The sequence below is a fragment of the Sphingobacterium sp. IITKGP-BTPF85 genome (assembly GCF_001006065.1).
Classification (GTDB): Bacteria; Bacteroidota; Bacteroidia; order Sphingobacteriales; family Sphingobacteriaceae; genus Sphingobacterium; species Sphingobacterium anhuiense.
This window is the reverse complement of record NZ_ASZT02000033.1, coordinates 19,813-43,466: the sequence shown is the minus strand read 5'-3', so window position 1 is coordinate 43,466 and position 23,654 is coordinate 19,813. Positions and strand designations below refer to the sequence as shown.

General features: G+C 37.0%; 16 protein-coding genes and 10 pseudogenes. 13 read left to right on the top strand and 13 right to left on the bottom strand.

What is annotated here, in order from left to right; genetic code table 11:
- Nucleotides 1-140: 140 nt before the first annotated feature.
- Together L950_RS09030 and L950_RS32545 are read right to left on the bottom strand one after the other, a co-directional pair.
- Nucleotides 141-1,478, bottom strand: a complete 1,338-nt coding sequence (locus L950_RS09030; protein WP_231577011.1) for an aminopeptidase family protein P — start codon at nt 1,476-1,478, stop codon at nt 141-143.
- Complete coding sequence (locus L950_RS32545; protein ID WP_231577010.1) at nt 1,451-1,915, bottom strand: aminopeptidase P family N-terminal domain-containing protein; 465 nt, start codon at nt 1,913-1,915, stop codon at nt 1,451-1,453. Before L950_RS32545 ends, L950_RS09030 begins: the two co-directional genes overlap by 28 nt.
- A 136-nt stretch (nt 1,916-2,051) precedes the next feature.
- On the opposite strand from L950_RS32545, the pseudogene dacB reads away from it, so the two are divergent.
- The 4 genes and pseudogenes from dacB (at nt 2,052) to L950_RS09010 (ending at nt 6,994) form a co-directional block, all read left to right on the top strand.
- Nucleotides 2,052-3,471 (top strand): annotated as a pseudogene (gene dacB, locus L950_RS09025) (D-alanyl-D-alanine carboxypeptidase/D-alanyl-D-alanine-endopeptidase).
- A gap of 109 nt (nt 3,472-3,580) precedes the next feature.
- On the top strand, nt 3,581-5,860 hold the full coding sequence (locus tag L950_RS09020) for an NADP-dependent malic enzyme (protein ID WP_021189327.1): 2,280 nt from the start codon (nt 3,581-3,583) through the stop codon (nt 5,858-5,860).
- A gap of 12 nt (nt 5,861-5,872) precedes the next feature.
- Nucleotides 5,873-6,454, top strand: a complete 582-nt coding sequence (ruvA, locus tag L950_RS09015; protein ID WP_021189326.1) for a Holliday junction branch migration protein RuvA — start codon at nt 5,873-5,875, stop codon at nt 6,452-6,454.
- A 70-nt stretch (nt 6,455-6,524) separates the two neighbouring features.
- Nucleotides 6,525-6,994: pseudogene (locus L950_RS09010) on the top strand (GAF domain-containing protein).
- A gap of 6 nt (nt 6,995-7,000) precedes the next feature.
- Here the strand turns inward: L950_RS09010 and L950_RS09005 are convergent.
- The 11 genes and pseudogenes from L950_RS09005 to L950_RS08955 form a co-directional block, all read right to left on the bottom strand.
- Nucleotides 7,001-7,921, bottom strand: a complete 921-nt coding sequence (locus tag L950_RS09005; RefSeq protein ID WP_031287868.1) for a WD40 repeat domain-containing protein — start codon at nt 7,919-7,921, stop codon at nt 7,001-7,003.
- Between the two features lie 144 nt (nt 7,922-8,065).
- Nucleotides 8,066-8,649: pseudogene (hisIE, locus tag L950_RS09000) on the bottom strand (bifunctional phosphoribosyl-AMP cyclohydrolase/phosphoribosyl-ATP diphosphatase HisIE).
- Nucleotides 8,650-8,710: 61 nt separating this feature from the next.
- Nucleotides 8,711-9,462, bottom strand: a pseudogene (hisF, locus tag L950_RS08995) (imidazole glycerol phosphate synthase subunit HisF).
- Nucleotides 9,463-9,464: 2 nt separating this feature from the next.
- Nucleotides 9,465-10,216, bottom strand: a pseudogene (locus L950_RS08990) (HisA/HisF-related TIM barrel protein).
- A gap of 20 nt (nt 10,217-10,236) precedes the next feature.
- A complete protein-coding gene (hisH, locus tag L950_RS08985) occupies nt 10,237-10,830 on the bottom strand; it encodes an imidazole glycerol phosphate synthase subunit HisH (protein WP_031287866.1) in 594 nt (197 codons plus the stop codon).
- A 152-nt stretch (nt 10,831-10,982) separates the two neighbouring features.
- Nucleotides 10,983-12,122, bottom strand: a complete 1,140-nt coding sequence (gene hisB, locus L950_RS08980; protein ID WP_021189323.1) for a bifunctional histidinol-phosphatase/imidazoleglycerol-phosphate dehydratase HisB — start codon at nt 12,120-12,122, stop codon at nt 10,983-10,985.
- Nucleotides 12,123-12,126: 4 nt separating this feature from the next.
- A pseudogene (hisC, locus tag L950_RS08975) lies at nt 12,127-13,184 on the bottom strand (histidinol-phosphate transaminase).
- 195 nt (nt 13,185-13,379) lie between these two features.
- The gene (locus tag L950_RS08970; RefSeq protein ID WP_021189322.1) at nt 13,380-14,291 is read right to left on the bottom strand and encodes a ribonuclease Z; all 912 of its coding nucleotides are present in this window, start codon (nt 14,289-14,291) and stop codon (nt 13,380-13,382) included.
- Between the two features lie 27 nt (nt 14,292-14,318).
- Nucleotides 14,319-14,672, bottom strand: a complete 354-nt coding sequence (locus L950_RS08965) for an STAS domain-containing protein (RefSeq protein WP_231577009.1) — start codon at nt 14,670-14,672, stop codon at nt 14,319-14,321.
- Between the two features lie 17 nt (nt 14,673-14,689).
- On the bottom strand, nt 14,690-15,640 hold the full coding sequence (locus L950_RS08960) for a phosphoribosylaminoimidazolesuccinocarboxamide synthase (protein WP_021189321.1): 951 nt from the start codon (nt 15,638-15,640) through the stop codon (nt 14,690-14,692).
- Nucleotides 15,641-15,689: 49 nt separating this feature from the next.
- Nucleotides 15,690-16,654: pseudogene (locus L950_RS08955) on the bottom strand (PhoH family protein).
- Nucleotides 16,655-17,008: 354 nt separating this feature from the next.
- Between L950_RS08955 and L950_RS08950 the strand changes: the two are divergent.
- The 9 genes and pseudogenes from L950_RS08950 (at nt 17,009) to L950_RS08915 (ending at nt 23,574) form a co-directional block, all read left to right on the top strand.
- Nucleotides 17,009-17,796 (top strand): annotated as a pseudogene (locus L950_RS08950) (S-adenosyl-l-methionine hydroxide adenosyltransferase family protein).
- 73 nt (nt 17,797-17,869) lie between these two features.
- On the top strand, nt 17,870-18,193 hold the full coding sequence (locus L950_RS08945) for a hypothetical protein (protein ID WP_021189320.1): 324 nt from the start codon (nt 17,870-17,872) through the stop codon (nt 18,191-18,193).
- Nucleotides 18,133-18,393, top strand: a complete 261-nt coding sequence (locus tag L950_RS28540) for a hypothetical protein (protein ID WP_156169615.1) — start codon at nt 18,133-18,135, stop codon at nt 18,391-18,393. Before L950_RS08945 ends, L950_RS28540 begins: the two co-directional genes overlap by 61 nt.
- 59 nt (nt 18,394-18,452) lie before the next feature.
- Nucleotides 18,453-20,285 (top strand): ABC transporter ATP-binding protein, encoded by a 1,833-nt coding sequence (locus tag L950_RS08940; protein WP_031287864.1) that lies wholly within the window; start codon nt 18,453-18,455, stop codon nt 20,283-20,285.
- Between the two features lie 96 nt (nt 20,286-20,381).
- Entirely contained in the window at nt 20,382-20,789 is a 408-nt protein-coding gene (locus L950_RS08935) for a hypothetical protein (protein WP_031287862.1), read from the top strand.
- A 73-nt stretch (nt 20,790-20,862) separates the two neighbouring features.
- A pseudogene (locus tag L950_RS08930) lies at nt 20,863-21,521 on the top strand (heme exporter protein CcmB).
- A 33-nt stretch (nt 21,522-21,554) separates the two neighbouring features.
- Nucleotides 21,555-22,219, top strand: a pseudogene (gene ccsA / locus L950_RS08925) (cytochrome c biogenesis protein CcsA).
- Complete coding sequence (locus tag L950_RS08920; protein ID WP_021189316.1) at nt 22,206-22,463, top strand: CcmD family protein; 258 nt, start codon at nt 22,206-22,208, stop codon at nt 22,461-22,463. Before ccsA ends, L950_RS08920 begins: the two are co-directional and overlap by 14 nt.
- A 127-nt stretch (nt 22,464-22,590) precedes the next feature.
- On the top strand, nt 22,591-23,574 hold the full coding sequence (locus tag L950_RS08915) for a DUF6427 family protein (protein WP_021189315.1): 984 nt from the start codon (nt 22,591-22,593) through the stop codon (nt 23,572-23,574).
- Nucleotides 23,575-23,654: the final 80 nt, after the last annotated feature.

The window sequence follows — 23,654 nt, the reverse complement described above, 5'->3', positions numbered from 1 at the left end:
CATGATAGTGATTTGGTCTTTCAACAAAAGTAAGCATTAATTTTAAAAAATTAAAACGTTATAGCATGCCCGTTACATTAAACTTAAAAAAGGAGAATCATATGATCTCCTTTTCCTATTATATTACATTTTAAATAATCTTAAATTGCTTGCGTTTTGGTTTTCAACCAAGCCTTTTCATCATCATTCAATCTGCCTTCCAGTTTATCATAAACCCATTGGTTATACTGATTCAACCAGTTTATATGTTGCTGATCCAGTAACGTTTTATCAACTAGATCTGTTGCAATATAGCAGATTGTCAATGTTTCAAAATCCATAAACTCTCCGAATATGGAAGAACCGGCATGTTTTGATAAGACAAGATTTTCAATGCGGATACCATGTTTTCCCTCACGGTATAAACCCGGTTCAATCGAACTGATCATTCCCGCTTCAATTGCAACATCAATATTTGCGGCATTAAACGTCTGCGGACCTTCGTGTACATTCAAAAAGAAACCAACACCATGACCAGTACCATGTCCATAATTACGTAATGTAGCCCAAATCGGACGACGTGTAATCGCATCAATCTGATAACCTTTAGATCCTTGCGGATAAATAGCCTGGCTACCTTCTATCGTACCCTTCAATACAGTTGTATAATCTTCCTTCTCTTCCTGCGTAATATTTCCCAACGAAACCACACGCGTAATATCTGTTGTTCCTGTCTGATATTGACCTCCCGAATCGACCAATAACAGCCCTGACGTTTTTAAATCGTAATTGCTTTCTTTACTAGCGGAATAATGTGGCAATGCACCGTGGTCTAAATAGCCGGCAATGGTACCAAAACTAATATCATTAAAACCAGGTTGCTCCTCTCTAAACTCTTGTAATCTTGCGGCTATAGAAATCTCAGACTCACCACCGGCAGGTACTGCCGATTCCAGCCATTTAAAGAATTTAGTCATCGCAACACCATCATTGATCATTGTTTCGCGCGTATGTCCAATCTCTACTTCATTTTTAATTGCTTTCAGAGAAGCTGAAGGATTGATTTTCTCAATGATTTTTACGCCAGAGGGAATAGAATCATAAATAGCAAAACAAGTTCTTTTTGGATCAATCAAAATAGATTCTACAGCTAGATTGCTCACTTGTGCATACACTTCCTCATAAGGCTTAACAGTTACACCGGAAGCTTCTAAACTGATAACCGTTTCCGAATCCAATTTAGCTGTTTCAATATATAAAATAGCTTCATCTGCTGTTACATAAACGAATCCTAAAACAACAGGATTACATGGTACGTCACGTCCGCGGATATTAAGCAACCAAGCCAAATCATCTAAAGAAGAAACCAGATGTGCCTGTGCTCTATTTTTGGCCAATACAGTACGCACAGCCGCCAATTTAGATTTTGTAGATTGACCTGTTGTCGTATCGGCCAATAAATATGCTTTTGCTAAAGGCAAAGCCGGCCTACCCTCCACAATGGAGACAATAGATCCACATGACCGTCAACTACAATATCAAGAGGTTTCAAGATTTGCTGAACAGATTGTGCAACTAACAAAGAAGCTAAATTACCATCAAAAGCAACTTTGGCACCTTTTGTTAAATGCTCACCTAACCAATCTGCGTACTCCGCATTCCCTTGAACTTTTAATTTTACAAGTTCGAAACCGCTCCCTGCCAGCTGTTCATTTGCCTGAACAAAATAACGGGTGTCTGTCCACAGACCTGCGAAATCCTGTGTAATAACTAAAGTACCTGCTGAACCTGTAAACCCTGATGTCCAAGCGATACACTTATAACGATCTGGTAAATATTCACTTATATGCGGATCAGAAGAAGGAATGATATAACCATCAACACCTTGCTCTTTCATCAGACTTCTAATTGCCGTCAATTTTTCTGAATGCGTCATTGTTTCTTTAATTTGATCATGCAAGTTATAAAATTTCAAGAAGTAAACACGTTTTGAAGGCTAACTTTTGACTTTCATATTAAACACTTTTGATCAAACAATAGTATCTTTATGAAAACAGAAAGATTTAATATTAATGAAAACCAGTATATCCCTTACCCTTCTCAGTATCTGCTTATCCCCGTTATACAGTATTCCTACTTATTCACAGTCAGCAACAAAAACCAAAATTGAAGAAGCTTATCGTCAATTTGAAAAAGACCCTTCGTTAAAAAATGGTACAGCATCGCTATCCGTATTTGATGCAATCACAGGAACACCCATTTTTCAGCATAATCAAGAGATAGGATTAGCAACGGCTTCTACGATGAAGATTATCACCGCGAGCACAGCATTTGATATTCTAGGCAAGGATTAAATTTAAAACCAATCTATCATATACCGGAACGATTCAGGCCGACGGCGTGCTCCATGGAGATATTATTATTGAAGGTAGTGGAGATCCCACGTTGGGAAGTAACCGTTACCCCGAAACCAGTGAAGAACAAATACTCAACAAATGGATCTATGCAATCCAGAATGCTGGTATTAAGGAAATAAAAGGCCGTATCATCGGGGATGACAGTCGCTACCAAGGATATAAAGTTCCTGGAGGCTGGATCTGGTCCGACATTGGAAATTATTACGGTGCAGGAGTGTCTTCACTAAACTGGAGAGAAAATGCCGTAGGGGTAGTTTTCACACCTAACGATGCCCTTGGAAAACCAGCAACAATACAAAAGCTTACTGCGGATCTTTCCTATATAAAAATCACGAATGAAGTTACTACGGGAAAAAATGGCTCAGGAGACAATGTATACGCCTATTCAGGTCCATATGCTACAAACATTTACATCCGGGGCACGTATGGTTCAGATCTTAAAAAAACAATTGAAATCTCCGTACCGGATCCAGCTTATGATGTTGCCTTTCAATTAACAAAGGCACTTAAGAATGTCGGCATTAAAACCGCTGAATTACCGAGTAATAGTAAAGCGATTTCAACAACAGAAATCTCAAGACATATTCTGGACACCCATGAATCACCTGATCTTGCTGCGATTATCTACTGGTTCAACCAAAAAAGTATTAACCTATACGGTGAAGTATTACTGAAAGCAATTGCATACCAAACGGCACAAAAGACTGAAACAAGTGAGGGAGCAACCTTTATTCAAAAATATTGGGAAAATAAATTGCAGATCAATAGCAGTGAACTCAACAATCAGGATGGATCTGGTCTTTCTCCACAAAATAGAGTGACAACCGCTGCCATGACCAAGATTATGCAGTACGCACAATCACAATCCTGGTTTCCCGAATTCTATAAAAGTCTGCCCGAATACAATAATATGAAGATGAAAAGCGGTACGATTGGAGGAGCTTTAGGCTATACCGGTATCCAAAATAATAGCACAGGAGAGAAATTCACCTTCACCTTATTAGTGAATAATTACTCAGGATCGACTAGTGCAATGCGCAAACGAATGTTCACACTTCTTGATGCCTTAAAATAAATTGACACTTCAGAATAAATTTTTGACTATTTATCATTTCTTTCTCAAAAAAAGAATGATACATTTGTAACCTTAGTTTAACAAACTAGCACTATATAAAAGAATTAAAATGAGTAATGTAAATCGTAAACAAGCGGCATTAGACTACCACTCAATGGGTAGACCTGGTAAAATAGCTGTTGTGCCAACCAAGCCAACAAATTCTCAAAGAGACTTATCGCTAGCTTATTCGCCAGGGGTTGCTGAGCCTTGTTTAGCTATCGCTGCAAATAATGAAAATGCTTACAAATATACTGCAAAAGGTAATTTAGTTGCAGTTATTAGTAATGGTACGGCTGTTCTAGGTCTTGGAGATATTGGCGCTGTAGCCGGCAAACCAGTTATGGAGGGAAAAGGTCTATTATTTAAAATCTTCGCTGATATCGATGTTTTTGACATTGAACTTGACACTAAAAATGTAGATGAGTTTGTCAATATCGTAAAAGCAATGGAACCTACCTTTGGCGGTATCAACCTGGAAGATATTAAAGCTCCAGAATGTTTTGAAATCGAAAGACGCCTAAAAGCGGAAATGAATATTCCGGTTATGCATGATGATCAGCATGGTACAGCAATTATTTCTTGTGCAGCCTTGATCAATGCGTGCGAACTGATCGGAAAAAATATCGAGGATGTTAAAATCGTCGTAAACGGCGCAGGTGCTGCCGCTATTTCTTGTACAGGTATGTATGTATCTGCAGGTGCAAGAAAAGAAAATATTGTTATGTTAGACAGTAAAGGTGTAATCCGTCGTGACCGTGAAACGTTAGATGCGATGAAAGCTACTTACGCTACTGACCGTGATATCCATACGCTTGCTGATGCGGTAAACGGATCTGATGTTTTCATCGGACTTTCTGCAGCAGATGTGTTGACTCCAGAAATGTTATTGACAATGGCTAACCAGCCGATTGTATTAGCAATGGCAAATCCTAACCCGGAGATCGCTTACGACTTAGCAATTGCAACACGTAACGATGTCATTATGGGCACAGGACGTTCAGATTATCCGAACCAAGTTAACAATGTGTTAGGTTTTCCTTACATCTTCCGTGGTGCGTTAGACGTACGTGCAACAGCGATCAACGAAGAGATGAAAGTGGCAGCTACAAAAGCAATTGCTGACCTCGCTAAACAACCAGTTCCAGAAGAAGTAAACTTAGCATATAATACCAATAATCTAAAATTCTCAGCAGATTATATCATCCCAAAACCTAATGATCCACGTTTGATCACTGAAGTTTCAGTAGCAGTTGCAAAAGCAGCCATTGAATCAGGTGTTGCAAAGCATACAATCGAAGATTGGGATAAATACAGAGAAACTCTTCGTAAAAGATTAGGTCAAGATGATGCTATTATGCGTAACTTGACAATGGCAGCAAAACGTAATCCTAAACGTGTTGTCTTTGCTGAGGCAGATAACTACAAAACACTTCGTGCGGCACAGATCGTAAAAGAAGAAGGTATTGCAGTTCCTATTTTGCTAGGTAAAAAAGGAAAAATCAATGCTTTAATCAATGAGTACGGTTTTGAATTAGCAGGCGTACAGATCATTGATCCATTTGAAGAAATGGAAACAGAACGTGTCAACCAATATGTTGAACATTTGTTTGTGAAAAGACAACGTCGCGGTCTTTCAAAATTAGATGCTAAAAAGCTTTTAATTGACCGCAACTACTTCGGAGCAAGCATGGTGCAGTTTGGCGATGCCGATACCTTAATCTCCGGATTAACAAAAAACTATGCAAATACGATCAAACCAGCAATCCACGTTATCGGAGCAAAAGAAGGTAGCCGTATTGCGGGTATGTACATGATGTTAACAAAAAAAGGCCCTATCTTCTTAGGAGATACTACTGTTAACAAAGAGCCTTCAGCAAAAGAGTTGGCAGACATCACCGTATTGTTAGATAAAGCAGTTAGAAAAATGAATGTAAGCCCTCGTATTGCATTACTTTCTTATTCTAATTTCGGTTCTAACGAAGGTAACACACCGACAAAAGTTCGTGAGGCAATTAAAATCGTACACCAGGAGCATCCTGAAATTGTTGCAGATGGTGATTTACAAGCAAACTTCGCATTAAACAGCGAGCTATTAGAAGCAAACTTTCCATTCAGTACATTGAAAGGACAACCAGCAAATACGTTGGTATTCCCGAATTTGGAATCTGGAAATATTGCATACAAATTATTACAGGAAGTAGGCAACGCCGAGGCTGTTGGTCCAATCTTATTGGGTATGAACAAACCAGTTCACGTATTACAATTGGATAGTTCAGTTCGCGAAATCGTGAATATGGTAACGATCGCTGTTGTCGATGTACAATCTCACGAAAAACAAGGTAATTAATTCCGTATCGCTATGTATGCATATTTTAACGGAAAATTAGCACATAAAGCACCTACCCATGTTGTTCTCGACGTGGGTGGGATTGGCTATTATATCCATATTTCCCTCAATACTTTTTCCTTGATTAAAGACCAGGAGCAGTGTAAGCTATTCATTTCTTTTCAGGTTAGGGAGGATGCGCATACCTTATACGGATTTGCAACAGAAGGTGAAAAAAAACTATTTGAAAATCTGATTTCAGTATCAGGTATTGGTCCAAATACAGGCCGTATGATCCTTTCATCCAATACACCGGAAGAAATACAATCTGCTATTGTAAATGGTCAGGTTACACTGATTCAGCAAATAAAAGGTATTGGTCCTAAAACAGCACAACGTTTGATTTTAGAATTGCAGGATAAGCTAAAAAAACAGGGCGTAGAATCCTTGTCAACGATTCCAATGGCACAATCTGTACCAGACGAAGCATTATCCGCTTTGGTCATGTTGGGATTCAATAAAGCTACCTCAGAAAAAGTTTTAAATACTGTCATCCAAACGGATCCAAATCTGACCGTCGAAGGAATGATCAAATTAGCTTTGAAAAAGTTGTAAAGAAAGATTATTTATTTTTAACAAGCGCTATTATTCTGTTAACTTTGAACAGCATAATAGCGCTTTTTTTATGGCAGAAGATTTAACAATTAAAAAAGGAACAAAGGAAGAACAATATATTGCTCTTCTTCCTCAAATAAAAGGCTTGATCACCGGTGAAACGAATCAAATCGCTAACCTGGCAAATATTGCCGCAGCACTGAAGGAACAGTTCAATTTTTTCTGGGTAGGTTTTTACTTAATTGAGGGTGAGCAACTTGTACTAGCACCTTTTCAGGGACCAGTAGCATGTACGCGTATCCAGTATGGTCGTGGCGTTTGCGGAACTTCCTGGAAAGAAAATAAAACCATTATAGTACCAATGTGGATGAATTCCCCGGGCATATCGCTTGCAGCTCACTTTCAAAATCAGAAATTGTTATCCCTGTTTATAAGGGCAACAACATCATCGGTATTCTAGATGTAGATAGTAGCGAACTCAACGATTTCGATGCTGTCGATGAGCAATATTTAACTGAAATAGTTGCTTTGCTTTCTTAAGAATACCTAAGACAATTTCATCTCCCAGACTTTGATTAATTTATCATCACCTGCAGTGAGAAAGTATTTTCCAGAAGTAGTCCAAAGTCCGGTGTTGATCGATAAAGTATGCGAGTCATAAAATTTATCACGACTGACTGTTTTGCGTAAAGCATAGGTTTCCTCATCCCAAATTTTGAAAGATTTGTCCCGGCTAACCGTCGCAAATACTGGATAACTGGGATGTGGGTAAATGCCATATACGGTAAACATATGCGGAACAAACCCATGCTGCTCTTTTAAAGTTGCTACGTCGGAGATTTTCAATGCAGCATCTCTAGCTCCACTCAAGAGCTCAAGTCCGCTACGAGAGAAGATCAGACTCGTAATCGGCATGGTATGTTTCTGGTTCGCTAATAGAAAATGATAATCTTCTGCAGAGAATAAAAATATATCCCCGTTCTTATCTCCAAATGCGATTTTCTTTTGATCATGAGAAAGAGCAATCGTACGGATTGTGTTGGAGGAAATAGCAAATTCATATATCTTCTTGTAATCTGTCAAACACCATACACTAGCAATACCGTCCTCCCCTACGACAACCAGCTCATTCTTGGTCGGAATACTCTGAAGGGCAAAAATTGCTTTCTTAGAAACTTGAATGCTCGCTATTAATTTTTGATTTTCAACATCAACAATCATAACCTTACCCTCACGAAGTGCAATCGCCAAAAAAGAGGTATTAGGGATAAGATGTAAGGCGTAAATTGAAGAACTTACCGCACAAAGAATGCGCTTGAATGACTTCGTTTGCAAATCCCATTCCACTACACCTTTATCATTTCCTCCAGAAAAGAACGTATTGGTAAAATATCCTCTCTCCAAAGCGAAGATAGGATTTTGATGTCCAGTTAATGTTGCTGCTAATTCCATTTCTAATGTATCCATAATCATATTACCCTATACAAACTTAGCTAAATTTACATCAACTAGAAGCTATATCAGTAAATTTACAGCATATTATAAATCTTAAAAGGCACCCATAGGTGCCTTTTTTACAAATTTTATACATCTTAATAACGTAGAACAATACTATTGATGTCTACCTTCGAGATTCTTAGCAATTGTCTCTAATGAAATTCCTTTTTCGCGTAATAATACGAGAAGGTGAAACAATAGATCAGAAGTTTCATTAATAAAATCATGCTCTGTTTCTGTCAATGCAGCGATAACTGTTTCTACGGCTTCTTCACCTACCTTTTGAGCAATCTTATTGATTCCTTTTGAACGCAAACGATTAACATATGATTCATCGGAAGGAAATTCATAGCGATGTTTGATGATTCGCTCTAGCTCCAGCAAGAAATTTTGATTAAAATCAGTATTAAAACAACTGCGGCTACCTGTATGGCAAGTAGGGCCTGCAGGTCTCGCTTTAATTAATACCGTATCTTTATCGCAGTCAATATGTAAGCCGACAACCTCTAAAAAGTTCCCACTTTCTTCACCCTTAGTCCATAAGCGGTTTTTACTTCTTGAAAAAAAGTAACACGCTTCTCGGCTTGTGTTTTTTGCCATGCTTCTTCGTTCATATAACCGAGCATTAACACTTCCAATGTTTGGGCGTCTTGTACAATTACAGGGACAAGTCCGTCACTTTTTGAAAAATCTAACATTTCTTTTAATTAGTATCGAGTATATGGTATGAAGTCATTAGAGTTGCTATAGTAAGCAAATTTAACGTACTACAATGCCATTACTCCTTAAAGTATTCTTTAATTCTGGGATAAGGATTTCACCGTAATGAAACACTGATGCTGCCAAAGCGGCATCTACATTTGCCTGTTGAAATACATCGACAAAATGTTGCTGATTACCCGCACCACCGGATGCAATTAACGGAATAGTAATAGCATCATTGATTTTTTCAATAATCCATTATCAAATCCATTCTTCGTTCCATCATGGTCCATAGATGTCAGTAAAATCTCACCAGCTCCTCTTTCCTGTGCCTCGTGTACCCAATCCTCTGTTTTGATATCAGTCTTGATACGGCCTCCACTTAAGTGGACAAAGTTTTGACCATCTAGAAAACGCGTATCAATCGCAACAACAACAAATTGTGCACCAAACGCTGCGGCAAGATCATTGATCAATTGTGGATTACGAACAGCAGCAGAGTTGATCGAAATCTTATCTGCTCCAGCATTCAACAAAATCTCAGCATCTTTCATTTCGTTAATTCCACCTCCGATTGTAAATGGAATATTGACCTGACGCGCAACAGCCTTAACCAGGTCAATAGTTGTTTTACGCCCTTCATGCGTGGCTGCAATATCTAAAAAGACCAATTCATCAGCTCCCTGTTCAGAATACTGCCATGCCAATTCAACTGGGTCACCAGCATCACGTAAATCAACAAAATTAACTCCCTTTACTGTGCGGCCATCTTTAACATCAAGACAAGGAATTATACGTTTTGCTAACATCCTTAGAAGTTAATTAACGATTTCAAATTCCAATCTTTAATCTCTTCAATTGAAATTCTATTCTCATAGATCGCTTTACCAACAACAACAGACTCCATTCTTCCCAATGATTTTAAGTTGCTGATGTCTTCCATTGAACTGATACCACCAGATCCGATTAATTTAATTATAGGAGAATGATCTAATAATTTCTTATATAATTCAACACCAGCACCGCCTAATTTACCATCTTTGCTGATATCCGTACATAAGAAACGGTAAAAACCTAAAGCTAAACACTTATCGATATATGCAATTAACTTGATTGGAGAAGATTCCAGCCAACCTGAATATTTAATCACCTCGTCCAATACATCAATTGCAATAACGATATGATCGGCATATTTAACTTTACCTTCATTTAAGCTACTTAACTCTTCCAAAAATGATGGATTAGTGATTGCCTGAGTACCAACAATAACACGGTAAATACCAGCATCAACCAATTCTTTAACTTATCAATACTACGAACACCGCCACCGTATTGAATTTTCATTTCTGTTTTTTGAATGATATCAAATAAATATTCTTGATTACTAAAATCACCTTTTGCACCATTTAAATCAATGATATGTACCAATTCTGTACCATTTGCATGATACTTCTCAATCTGCTCTTCTAAACTGATTTCATAAGTAGTAACATCGTCATAATTTCCTTCTCTTAGACGAACAACTTTCTTATCTAATACATCAATTGCGGGTATAATATACATTGTAAACTGTTTTTTATTTTCTAACTTAATTTTGAAAAATTCACTAATAATTGCTCTCCAGCCTTTCCTGATTTTTCAGGATGAAACTGCACACCATAAAAATTACCTTTTGCTATAGCGGCCGAAAATGGCAATCCATAAGCACACATTGCTGCCGTGTATTTCGCATCATACTCAATGAAATACGAATGTACAAAGTAAAAATAAGCATTATCTTCTATATTGCTGAATAATGGATTGTCATTTCTGATCGATACACTATTCCAACCCATATGCGGAACTTTTTCCTTGATTTTTTTATCAAAGTGTAAAGTCTTCAAAGGTATAATGGATAATAAAGAGGCATTTCCTTCTTCTGAGAAATCTGTTAGCAACTGCATGCCCACACAAATACCCAGAACAGGCTTATCAATGTTATGGATACATGAAGCTAAACCTGAGTCACGCAGTTTTTGCATCGCTGCACCTGCATGTCCTACTCCAGGAATGATAATACGATCATATTGCTCCAGCTCTTCTTCCTTGTTGACCATGCCATAAGCTAGTCCAACACGATCTAAAGCTGCTGTCAATGAAAATATATTACCTGCTCCGTAATTTATAATTCCTATCATTTTTGTTTTTTTAGATGTCAGATAATAGATATCAGACATGAGATTGAAGATATCTGATTTTCTTATATGCTATTTTTTTAGAAATTAGGAAACGATATCCGGTCTCCAATCTATTATCTATCGTCTCAAATCTAATATCTCTAACCTACCGATTACAAAACTCCTTTCGTACTCGGGAGCTCCATATTATCAGCATCACGACGTACAGCTTTCTTTATTGATTTGGCAAAAGCCTTAAATATTGCTTCGATCTTATGGTGCTCATTGTCACCTTCAGCTTTGATATTTAAATTAGACTTAGATGCATCCGAAAATGATTTGAAAAAGTGGAAAAACATCTCTGTAGGCATATCACCAATTTTCTCACGCTTAAAATCAGCTTCCCAAACAATCCAATTACGGCCACCAAAATCCAAAGCAACCTGCGCTAAGCAATCATCCATAGGTAATGTATATGAATAACGTTCAATACCACGTTTATCACCCAAAACCTTTAAGAATACTTCTCCGAGCGCAATACCAGTATCTTCTATCGTATGATGTTCATCAATATATAAATCACCCTTCGCTTTTACTGTCAGATCGATTGCACCATGACGGGCAATCTGATCCAGCATATGGTCAAAAAATGGCAAACCTGTTTCAATATCACCTTTTCCTGAACCATCTAAATTCAATTTGATATAAATATCCGTTTCATTCGTTTTACGATGATGTTCACCGGTGCGTGTTCCTAACTTCAGGTATTCATAAATAGACTTCCAGTCGGTTGTTTCAAGACCAATTGTTTCTGCATCAATCTGCACATTTTCCAAAGCCCCCAAGTCATCATTATTACGTAGCCAAATAGCTTTAGCACCTAGATTTTGAGCCAGCTTTACATCATTGACACGATCTCCGATAACAAAAGACTGTGCTAGATTATATTGTGAAGGATCGAAATAATCCAATAGCATACCGATACCTGGCTTGCGTGTAGCCGCATTTTCATGAGGAAACGTACGGTCGATATGTTCTTTAGAAAAAACTACACCTTCAGCCGCAAATGTATCCAGTATAAATTGATGGACAGGCCAAAAGTTTTCTTCTGGATGAACATCTGTACCCAGACCATCTTGGTTAGAAACTAATACTAAGTCGAAATCTAATTCTTTCGCGATGCGTGGAAGGTATTGCAATGCACCTGGGTAAAATTTAAGTTTAGCAAAAGAATCAATTTGTTGATCCTCAGGTTCCAAAATTAAAGTACCATCACGGTCGATAAACAATACACGTTTTAGCTGATTAGGCATTATTTTATATGTTGATTGTGGTTAATTTTTCCAATAATATACTATTCTCTTCTGGTGTACCGATTGTAATTCGAAGACATCCTTCACAAAGTTCAACTTCGAGCGGTCACGTACAATGATACCGTGTGATACCAAATAGGCATATACTGCTCTTGGATCATTCATTTTTACCAGAATAAAGTTGGCGTCAGAAGGAGTAATGTGTTGGACCATATCCAGTTTGTACAATCCCTGCACTAACTTTTCACGTTCCACCACAGTTTGTTTGATCCAGCTATTAACCTGATCAACTTGATCTAATGCTTCCAGAACAATATCCTGTGTCGCTTGGTTAATATTATACGGTGGTTTTATCTTATTAAATACCGAAATAATTTCGGTACTTGCAAAGGCCATACCTAAACGTAAAGCGGCTAACCCCCATGCTTTTGAAAGCGTCTGTAAAACAACTAAATTTTGGTATTCGGCCAATTCCTGAGTAAAGGATTTAGTTTGTGAAAAATTAATATAAGCTTCATCCACCACAACCAGACCATCAAAGTTGTTCAAAATGGTTTCGATATCATGACGATTTATCGTATTACCGGTTGGATTATTCGGTGAACAAATGAAGATCAATTTAGTATGCTCATCGACAGCATTTTCAATACCTTCTAAGTCCAATTGATATTCCTTTGTTAAATTTACCTTCCGAAAAGCAACATCGTTGATGTTGGCTGAAACCTCATACATGCCGTATGTAGGTGGGACTAAAATTACATTATCAACACCTGGACGACAAAATGCACGAAATAAGATATCAATAGCCTCGTCACTTCCATTACCTAAGAACATATTCTCTGCAGGCACTCCTTTAATATGTGCTAGCTTATGCTTAAGTTGATGTTGCAGAGGATCTGGATAACGGTTATAGTTATGCGCTAAAGGAGAACCAAAAGCGTTTTCATTGGCATCAATTAAGATAGATGCTTCCCCCTTGAATTCATCTCTAGCAGAAGAATAAGGTACGAGATTTTTAATATTTTCCCGTAAAAGTTTCGTTAAGTTGAATGGAGTGTCCATTAAATTATTAAATTATAAATCGTAAACTTAGATAAATTTGCTTACATCCACAATATAATTACAGATCAATAGAAATTTAGCCTTATTTATTGTTAGTTCATAGGTATTGACGCATGCTGCTCAAATATAACTTTATTGCTCCCTTCTGAGAATTTTTGGCTAATTTAATATAACAGGGAGATTTTACAAATAACATTATACCGAAAACCATTTTCCCTCTTGCGATAGCATCGTTTTCGGGAAAACAGACTGCGCCTCAAGTAATAAAGGCTGTAAATCTTTATATCGTGCAGAATAATGACCTAATAGTAATTTATCTGCATGCGTTTCCTTGGCTATCTCTGCAGCCTCCAGGGCTGTAGTATGAAAAGTTTCCTTTGCACGATCGACCATATCATGGAGAAAAGTAGATTCGTGGTAGATTAATGTTGCATGTTGAATATAGGGTAAGTAGTTTGCTGTACGAATGGTATCTGAACAATACACATAACTGCGGGATAATGGTGCAGGCAACGTATAATCTGATGCGCTGAACACCTGTCCATCTTCACGAACATAGTCCACCCCATTTTTTAATAATTGATAATAAGCAACAGGTATACCGGCCTCCTCAATATCTTCTACAAGTAGGTGTCGTGAACGCTGTCCCTCATCAAAACGAAAGCCAGTACAGGGAATTCGGTGAGTCAAAGGAAATGTACTTATTTTAATGGTTCTATTTTCAAAAATAACCTGCGGTTCTTCGGCAGAAGTTTCATGGAAAATAAGATCGTAGCGAAGTAATGTCTCTGAATATTTAAACTGAACAGCTAATATTTCATCAAGTCCCTTTGGTCCATAAAGGTGTAGATCACTTTTACGCCCAATCAGGTGCATGGAGGACAATAACCCAACTAAACCGAGGTAATGATCTCCATGCAGATGACTGATAAAAATATGATTTATTTTATTGCTTTTAATGCCATAACGGCTAAGCTGCATTTGTGTACCTTCTCCACAATCAATTAAGAACAATTGCTCATTGAAGTTTACGACTTGACTAGTTGGATGCCTATCGTACATAGGCGTTGCGGAACTATTCCCTAAAATCAAAACTTCAAATCGCATATTATTTTTCTTTCTCTCCTCTATAATCTAATTCAATTTCATGTGCAAAAACACGGTCTTCAGCATCTTTAACAGAATTACGATCGTAAAGTTGGTCTGTAGGTGAGACATTTCCAATACCTCAAGGACTTCAGAATCCAAGTTTGCTAAAATGAATAGCCCACCACTTGAATCACAAAGACGATTTGCTAATAGTGCCAAGCGAATACTGCTTTCGTCTATTTTACGCACATTAGATAAATCTAAAATAATATTACGTTGACCAACCGTGTTTCTCAACAAAAACTCACCTTTTAATTTAATCGCTTTTTCCGCATCTAAGCTATCACAAAGCGGTTCTATTACAATATAGCGGTCATGCTTATCAATCGTATATTTCATAATCTAGATCCTTTCTCTTAATATTTTAGTTGTTTTAAAGCTTGAGTCACATTCCGTTCTACACGTTCCAAAACATCTTCTTGATTTGGATAAACAAACTTCTCGCCTACAATATGCTCATAAAGTTCGATATATCGCTCAGAAATTGATTTTATTATTTCATCTGTCATTTCCGGAACCTGCTGTCCATCTTTACCTTGAAATCCGTTTTCAATTAACCATTTGCGTACAAATTCTTTCGACAATTGCTTTTGTGCTTCACCACTTGCCTGACGTTCAGCATAACCTTCCGCATAAAAATAACGGGAAGAATCTGGTGTATGAATTTCATCGATCAAAATAATCTGACCATCTTTTTTGCCAAATTCATATTTGGTATCCACCAAGATCAATCCTCTTTCAGCTGCGATTTCAGTACCTCGTTGAAATAATGCTTTTGTATATTTCTCCAACTGGATATAATCTTCTTCACTCACGATTCCTCTTGCTAAAATAGCATCTCTGGAAATATCCTCATCGTGACCTACTGCTGCTTTTGTCGTGGGAGTAATAATAGGTTCAGGTAATTTATCATTTTCTTTCAACCCCTCTGGCAGCGCTTCGCCACATACCGAACGTTTTCCTGCACTATACTCTCTCCAAGCGTGACCAGATAAATAGCCACGGATCACCATTTCTACTTTAAAAGGCTCACACATTTTACCAATCGTAACACTTGGGTCCGGAACAGAAACTACCCAATTTGGCAGAATATCTTCCGTTGCTTTCAAAAATTTTGCAGCGATCTGATTTAACACCTGTCCTTTGTACGGGATAGGTTTTGGTAATACCACATCGAATGCCGAAATACGATCTGAAGCCACCATAGCTAAATATTCATGAGCAATGGTATATACATCACGTACTTTACCTCTGTAAAAAGAGGTTTGATTTTCGAAATTGAAATTTGTTTCTTGTATTGCGTTCATATATTGATGAATGGATAGTATCTCTCTATCTCAAATTTATTATTGACTATTAAATATCTCCGTAAGCCTCTAAAATGCGTTTCACTAGTTTGTGCCTCACAACATCTGAACCGTTTAAATGTATAATATCAATACCCTCAATATTATCCAGCAATCGTACAGCAGTTGCTAGTCCTGACTGATTCTTTCTTGGTAAATCGATCTGTGTCACGTCACCCGTAACAATGAATTTTGCTGTCGGTCCCATTCGGGTTAAAAACATTTTCAATTGCATATCGGTTGCATTCTGTGCCTCATCCAAAATCACAAAACAATTATCTAAAGTACGTCCACGCATAAAAGCTAACGGAGCGACCTCAATGGTTCTATTCTCGAGATATCCTTTAAGTTTTTCTGCTGGAATCATATCATCAAGCGCATCGTATAAAGGACGTAAGTAGGATCAACTTTTTCTTTTAGATCTCCCGGAAGAAAGCCCAAATTTTCTCCAGCTTCAACAGCCGGTCGTGTTAAGATGATACGTTTGATTTCTTTATTGCGTAATGCACGGACCGCTAAGGCAACGGCGGTGTAGGTTTTACCTGTACCTGCAGGACCTATAGCGAAAAGGATGTCATTGTTTGTGATGCTATCCACCATCTTTCTTTGATTCGGTGTACGTGCACGCACAATAATGCCATTAGGTCCAAAAACAATAGGCTCGGAACCGACACTTGCAGCTTTATCAGCAAGCATTTTTTCTTCCAGTACAGCAGATCCCGAAGTTGTCTGCATCAGGTTTTCCAAATCCATTAAGGAAAGTTTATTGTACTTTTCCAAATGGTTGATAACATCGTCAAAGGAATTTTTGAAAGATTCAAGTTGCTTTTCATCACCCAATACCTTCATCTCATTACCCCTAGCTACAATTCTCAATTTTGGATACTGTTTTTTTATGTAGTCAAAGTGCTCATTCTGAGCGCCCCAAAGTATCGCTAAATTGATAGCATCCAATGTAATTTGTAATTCGTTCAAATCATTCAATTTAAGGTGAATTATTTCCATATTGGCCTGTTACCTACAAACATCAACCAATATCCAAAAATACAGTATTAATATCAATTTTAGCATCAGAATATGCAACAAAAATAAAAAAAGAGTTCATTTTTTATTTTTATATTGGTGGATATCAAGATTAAAAACATCCAACTCAAATCGATCGGATCGAATATGTACATTCTATTTATTTTTATCAGAAGACATTACGTACTTTTGCGTACCTTTTCTTTTTTTTGAGTTAATTTTACTTTAATTTTGAGGATTAAGTTTATATATTAAAACCTTAACAAAAAGAATTCTAGGGTATATCATAAAGGGTAATTAAGAAGAATGGGAGTTATTACATTAACAACAGATTTAGGACATAAAGATTTCTATCAAGCAGCACTTAAAGGCAGTTTGATATCGGAACTTCCGGATGTTCGAATTGTTGATATTACACACGAGATACCTGCCTTCAATATTCCGAGAGCAGCTTTTGTGCTGGCCAATGCTTATCATTATTTCCCAAAAAAACAGTCCATATCATTGGAATCAACACCTTATTTCATGAAGGATCACGTTACGTGGCAATGATGTATAATGATCACTTCTTTGTAGGTGCTGACAATGGCATCTTTAGCTTACTCTTAAATGGTGATAAACCTCAAGAACTTGTTGAACTTAATTTGATTCAGGATCTTCGATACTTACATTTTCCACTTGCTGATATTTTGACCAAATCGGCCTGTCACATTGCTAAAGGGGGTAAATTAACGGATATTGGCAATTCCATAGATCAGACAGTTGAAAAAGTTACGTTACAACCTATATATGACAATGATACCATCCGCGGTAATGTCGTCTATGTCGATGCTTTTGGAAATGCGATTACCAATATCTCCAAGGAACTATTTAACCGTGTACAAAAAGGTCGAAGCTTCACACTCTATTTTAAAAGAAGTGAAACCATCACTAATTTATCATGGAACTACAATGAGGTAACGGAGGGAGAAAAACTATGTTTGTTTGGAATCAGTAATTATCTGGAGATCGCTATGAATAAAGCAAACGCAAGTCAGCTCTTAGGATTATTTGATGATGAATCTCATATCATCAGAATCGAATTCCACAATTAATAACAAAACGAGCGATTAAACTTTTATTCCTTTTTTTGTCTTATCCAAGATTTTAAAAAAATATCATTTGAATATGCAGTTTATAAAAAGTCTTTCTTTTCTTCTATTCTTTCTGACAGGTTTTGCTGTTAGCGCACAAAATGCAGACTCAACTTCCTTTGAGGCACAACGTATGCGTGTCAATAAACTTATTGAAGATCGTAAAGTAAAATTTGGAGAATACGATCTAAGTCTGGAAAAGAAATCAGCCATATTTGGGCTTTTTAAATCGAAAGATGATATGCAGCGCACCATAGATATTTTAAAAAATATCGTCATCACTGACAACAATATTTTTTGGAAACACGTAGACTCATCAGCATCAAAGATGATGAAAAACAGAAGTTCCAGAATCTAGCTTCGGAATATGACAAACAGGTTTCTGCTTACATGGGCACCATCAATAAGCTGCAAAAAGAGAATGAGAAACTCAAAAAAGACATAGAAAATCTAGAAGGAAGTGACAATAGTTCAAATATTTTACTTTATATCGCCCTCGCTATCATAGCTGTTCTGAGTTATTTCATATACCGAAATCAAAAAATTACTAAAGGATGATAAGTGATTAATGAAGAGTAGTTACTTTTGCAGGTCTCAATATTAAATTGATTGGTGCTATGGCAAGAGGATTTAACAGCGGAAATAAGCAAGAAGAAGAACTACCAAAACCGAAACTTAATAAGGAATTATTAAAAAGAGCGGCACAAATACTATCGTATCTAAAACCATTTAGAACCAAGTTTTTGTTAGGAATGCTTTTCTTGATACTTTCAAGTTTGGCAATGCTGACTTTCCCAGCACTTTTAGGTGCAATGATTGATGCTTCTGAAGGAAAACAAACTTACACATGGCTCCCAGCCGATGTTTTTGAAATAGGATCCATCGCTTTTGTTATCCTCACTTTTACTTCCATTGTCTCTTTTTTTAGAATTCGCCTATTTGTGGAGATTGCAGAAAAATCTCTCGCATCAATTCGCCGGGATTCATACCAGAAATTGATATCACTTCCCATGGAGTATTTTGCCAATCGTCGCGTTGGCGAACTCAACAGTAGGTTATCTGCAGATTTGGCGCAGATACAAGACACCATGACAACTACTTTAGCTGAAATCTTGAGACAGTGTATCAGCTTAGCATTTGGTGTTGCATTATTAGTTTTTGTATCACCAAAGCTAGCTTTAATGAACTTATGCATTTTGCCAATACTCGTTGTAACAGCTATTGTATTTGGTAAATTCATCAGAAATCTATCACGTCAGGCACAAGATAAATTGGCAGAATCTAACACCATCGTGCAAGAGACATTACAGGGAATCAGCAATGTTAAAGCTTTTGTCAATGAATATTATGAATCAAACAGATATTCCAATAAATTAGATGCCGTTGTTGGCTTAGCGGTAAAAGGTGCAACATATCGTGGTGCATTTGCTTCCTTTATCATCTTCTGTATCTTTGGTGCTGTCATTGCAGTGATCTGGTACGGTTCTACTCTAGTGTTTTTAGGAGAAATGTCTGTTGGAGATTTGACTACTTACATTCTATATTCGATGTTCGTTGCTGGATCTATGGGTAGTTTTCCAGAACTCTATGCCAATATTCAGAAAGCTCTGGGAGCAAGCGAACGCGTACTGGAAATCCTACAGGAAGAACAGGAAAGTATCACAATCGATGAATCTTCTAAAGAGATCCGTAAACATTTTCATGGTGATCTGACTTTCAACCATGTATCTTTCTCTTATCCTAGCAGACCTGATATTAAAATATTAAAAGATATTACCTTTCATGCGAAAGCTGGACAAAAAATTGCGATCGTCGGCCCGAGTGGTATCGGTAAGTCAACTATTGCTTCATTGGTCTTGCAATTTTACAAACCTGACAGCGGAGAGATTCTATATGATGGGATGAGCAGCGCTGACTATTTATTGTCTGACATCCGTAATCAAGTCGCCATTGTTCCACAAGACGTCTTACTTTTTGGCGGTACTATTCGTGAAAATATTGCTTATGGACGCCTAGACGCTGATGCTGACCATATCATTACAGCTTCAAAACGTGCAAATGCACATGATTTTATTATGAATTTCCCGGAGGGCTATGATACACTGGTAGGTGAAAGAGGGGTTAAATTATCCGGAGGTCAACGTCAACGTATCGCCATTGCGCGCGCTTTATTGAAAGATCCTGCGATCCTTATCCTGGATGAAGCAACATCATCATTGGATTCCGAATCAGAAAGACAAGTACAATTAGCACTTGAAGAATTAATGAAAGGAAGAACTTCCATTATCATCGCACATCGATTGTCTACTATTGTAGACTCGGATCAAATTATGGTCATCGAAAACGGCGTGGTGTCCGAATCAGGAAATCATATCGAATTAATGAGCAAAGGTAGTGGACTATACCATCACCTGTACTCATTGCAATCCAAACATAAGATTCAAGTGTAAAAAAATGTTAATTCATAAGCCCTTTTAAAACTTTTCTCTGTATCAACTGTTTAATTGGTATCATAGTTGAAAGAAGTATATTAAAATATGAGCGATATGAAAAATAAAAATGGATTAGTTGCATTTGCGTTAATAGGTTTAGCAGCAGGTGCTGCAGCATGGTATTTATTAGGTACTGATGATGGCAAGAAACAATTAAGTCGTGCTAATGACGGAATTAAAGATCTGACTCGTTCTCTAAAAGATGTATCAAAAAGAGAAGCAAAAAGAGCTCGGAAATTAGCAAACCAGGCTTCCGAGGAATTACATGCTTTAAAAAATAAAGCTGCTGAAGGATTTGGATCATTGAAAGATAAAGCTTCTGATGAAGTGGATGCTTTAAAAAATAAAGCAAAAGAAGTAGGCAGAGAAGCATTGAATAATACCAATAGCGCTGCTCATAAATTAGCAGATCACGTTGACGATGCTGTCGATACAGCAAAAAGCAAAGTTGATAAAGCCTAAAACCTTTTAAAATTTACTTCCTCGTTGCACTATTCATTCAGCTTATTACATTTCATTTGTATCTTTGCGCTGTATGAATTTACTACAACAAGTAAAAACTTTAGTCTATAAAGATGCTATTCTAGAGTGGCGATCCAAATATGCCATCAATAGCATTTTACTATATGTAATATCTACAGTATTTGTTTGCTATCAAGCATTCAAATCTGTAGATGCTACGATATGGAACGCTTTATTTTGGATTATCATGCTCTTCGCATCGGTGAATGCCATTAATAAGAGTTTTACACAAGAAAACCAACAACGCCAACTTTATTATTACTCCATCGTAAACCCGAAAGCAGTTATACTCGCTAAAATCTTTTATAATATGTGCTTGATGGCATTTTTGGCCGTTGTTGCATACATCACCTACTCTGTAATTTTTAAAAATCCATTAGGCGATCCCGTTTTATACTTTTTGCAGTCATCCTGGGCAGTGTCAGTTTTGCTTCTGTTTTCACTATGGTTTCGGGTATTACTTCTAAAGCTGGAAATAACAGCACTTTAATGGCCATCCTGAGTTTTCCCGTTATTATTCCGTTGCTTATTGTACTGATTAAGCTGTCACAGAATGCAATGCAGGGTATGGATAGAGCAGAAAGTTTGAATGAAATCGTCGTTTTAATTGCAATTAATATCATCACAATCACTGTTTCTTTATTGTTATTTCCTTACCTTTGGCGTGATTAATTGCACAATTACAGTTTTTAAATATTCATAAAAATGAGAAAAAGTTGGTGGAAAATTTTGGCAGTAGTCTTAATTTCATTGGTCATCATTGCAGGGCTACTAGGTCCAGTACCTGCTTTATTCCTTCTTCATGAAACCATCCGAAATATTTACTTCCATGTCCCGATGTGGTTTGCAATGCTATTCCTTTATACAATATCTGTTATCTACAGTATCAAGTACTTGAATACGGGCAAGCAAGAGTATGATTTAATGGCGGTAGAAGCTGTAAATACCGGGATTACATTTTGTTTTATGGGATTAGCTACAGGTATGCTATGGGCAAATATTACCTGGGGAGAAGCATGGCCCAATGATCCTAAATTGAATGGATCTGCAATTGCGACATTGATGTACTTGGCCTACTTGGTCTTACGAAATGCGCTTGAAGAAGAGCAGAAAAGAGCTAAAATATCTGCCGTATATAATATTTTTGCTTTTCCTATCATGATTGTTTTGCTTTATATCTTACCAAACTGACTGATTCACTGCACCCAGGAAGCGGAGGAAATAGCGCTTTCAGCAACCTGGACATGAACAATCAGTTAAGACCGGTATTTTATACAGCCGTCATTGGGTGGATTTTGATCGGTACTTGGATGTTTACCTTACGCTACCGTTTACGTATCATCGAACAGAAGCAAAATGAAATTAATTAATTTTTTGAAAAATCTTATTACAATTGATATGAAAAAGTTATCACTATCAATCGCTTTAGTATTAATGACAACATTGAACATTTTTGCACAAGGCGATATTGATATGGCAACTGGACTAAGAAGTTCAGGTAAAATATACGTGGTTGTTTTGGTTATGCTCGTTTTGTTCTTAGGAATAGCTGGTTATTTGTTTATCCTGGATAGGAAAATAACAAGATTAGAAAAGAAACAAAATCAAAAATAATTTTACAATATCATCTTATAAAAGGCAATGCTATCATATCAAAAATGTGATGGCATTGTTGGTTTTAATCAACCTAATTCGGAATTAAATAGTAATATTGTAGAGAACAACTTGTAACAAGGCATACATGATTATCAGTCAATTTAGGAAATTCACGCCCATTAATATCGTTCTTCTTATACTTATAGGATTTTTCCTATGCTTTGGCGTATTCATTCATCTGCCCGAAAGCCTGACTCCTATCCTGTTTGAGCCCGCACTTGGCAATTTACTCGGAAAGGACGGTATCAATACCTTATCACCGCAAATGAATGTGCTGGTGACATTAGGATTAACCATTATTCAAGCGACCATACTAAATCGAATCATCGGTCATTTCAACTTGTTGGGTAAACCAAGTTTTCTTGTTGCATTGATGTATTTGACTTTAGCCAGTTTGTTTTTACCATTTCTGGTTATATCACCTACCCTGATCTGTAATTTCATATCGGTATGGATGCTGAGCAAATTATTAAGTTTATACCGGCAACAAGATATCAAAGCACTGATGTTTGACCTGGGCATGATCGTAGCTATCGGTAGCTTGATCTATTTCCCTTTCATCATCATGTTTCTTTTACTTTGGATCAGTCTCATCATTTTCAGACCATTCAACTGGAGAGAATGGATTTCACCGTTGTTGGGTTTTGCAACCATCTATTTTATCCTTGCGGTAATCTACCTCTGGTTAGGGAGATTTAAGGATTTCTATAGCATCTGGCTACCGCTGACGAAAACATTTCCAACAACAGTAACGATGGAAATCCATGATTACTTTGTACTTATACCCATCGTATTTAATTTGATACTTTTTCTCATCATTCTAAAAGATAATTTTTTTAAGAGCGTAGTACATATTCGAAAATCATTTCAGCTCTTATTTTTCATGTTGTTATTAGCAGTTGGTTCCTTTTATTGGAACAAGCAAATAACCGAAACACACTTTCTACTATGTGCACCTCCATTGGCAATTTATATGGCTTATTATTTCACACATGCAAAGAAAAAATGGCTTTTTGAGAGTGTATATGCAATCATTATTTTAACAATACTGTATTTTCAGTTTTTCTAAAATTTTAGCTATCAGGAGTTTAACCTTTTTTAACAAAATCAACTCTACAAGGTCGCAAAAATTAAATAGTTTTGTATGCT

Coding starts and splice junctions, on each gene's coding strand:
- hisH (WP_031287866.1), bottom strand. CDS start 10,830: ATGATAGGAATTATAAATTACGGAGCAGGTAATATATTTTCATTGACA.
- L950_RS08965 (WP_231577009.1), bottom strand. CDS start 14,672: ATGAAATATACGATTGATAAGCATGACCGCTATATTGTAATAGAACCG.
- hisB (WP_021189323.1), bottom strand. CDS start 12,122: ATGCCTAATCAGCTAAAACGTGTATTGTTTATCGACCGTGATGGTACT.
- L950_RS08920 (WP_021189316.1), top strand. CDS start 22,206: ATGAAATTAATTAATTTTTTGAAAAATCTTATTACAATTGATATGAAA.
- L950_RS08970 (WP_021189322.1), bottom strand. CDS start 14,291: ATGCGATTTGAAGTTTTGATTTTAGGGAATAGTTCCGCAACGCCTATG.
- L950_RS08935 (WP_031287862.1), top strand. CDS start 20,382: ATGAAAAATAAAAATGGATTAGTTGCATTTGCGTTAATAGGTTTAGCA.
- L950_RS32545 (WP_231577010.1), bottom strand. CDS start 1,915: ATGACGCATTCAGAAAAATTGACGGCAATTAGAAGTCTGATGAAAGAG.
- L950_RS09005 (WP_031287868.1), bottom strand. CDS start 7,921: ATGGATACATTAGAAATGGAATTAGCAGCAACATTAACTGGACATCAA.
- ruvA (WP_021189326.1), top strand. CDS start 5,873: ATGTATGCATATTTTAACGGAAAATTAGCACATAAAGCACCTACCCAT.
- L950_RS08915 (WP_021189315.1), top strand. CDS start 22,591: ATGATTATCAGTCAATTTAGGAAATTCACGCCCATTAATATCGTTCTT.
- L950_RS09020 (WP_021189327.1), top strand. CDS start 3,581: ATGAGTAATGTAAATCGTAAACAAGCGGCATTAGACTACCACTCAATG.
- L950_RS08945 (WP_021189320.1), top strand. CDS start 17,870: ATGCAGTTTATAAAAAGTCTTTCTTTTCTTCTATTCTTTCTGACAGGT.
- L950_RS08940 (WP_031287864.1), top strand. CDS start 18,453: ATGGCAAGAGGATTTAACAGCGGAAATAAGCAAGAAGAAGAACTACCA.
- L950_RS08960 (WP_021189321.1), bottom strand. CDS start 15,640: ATGAACGCAATACAAGAAACAAATTTCAATTTCGAAAATCAAACCTCT.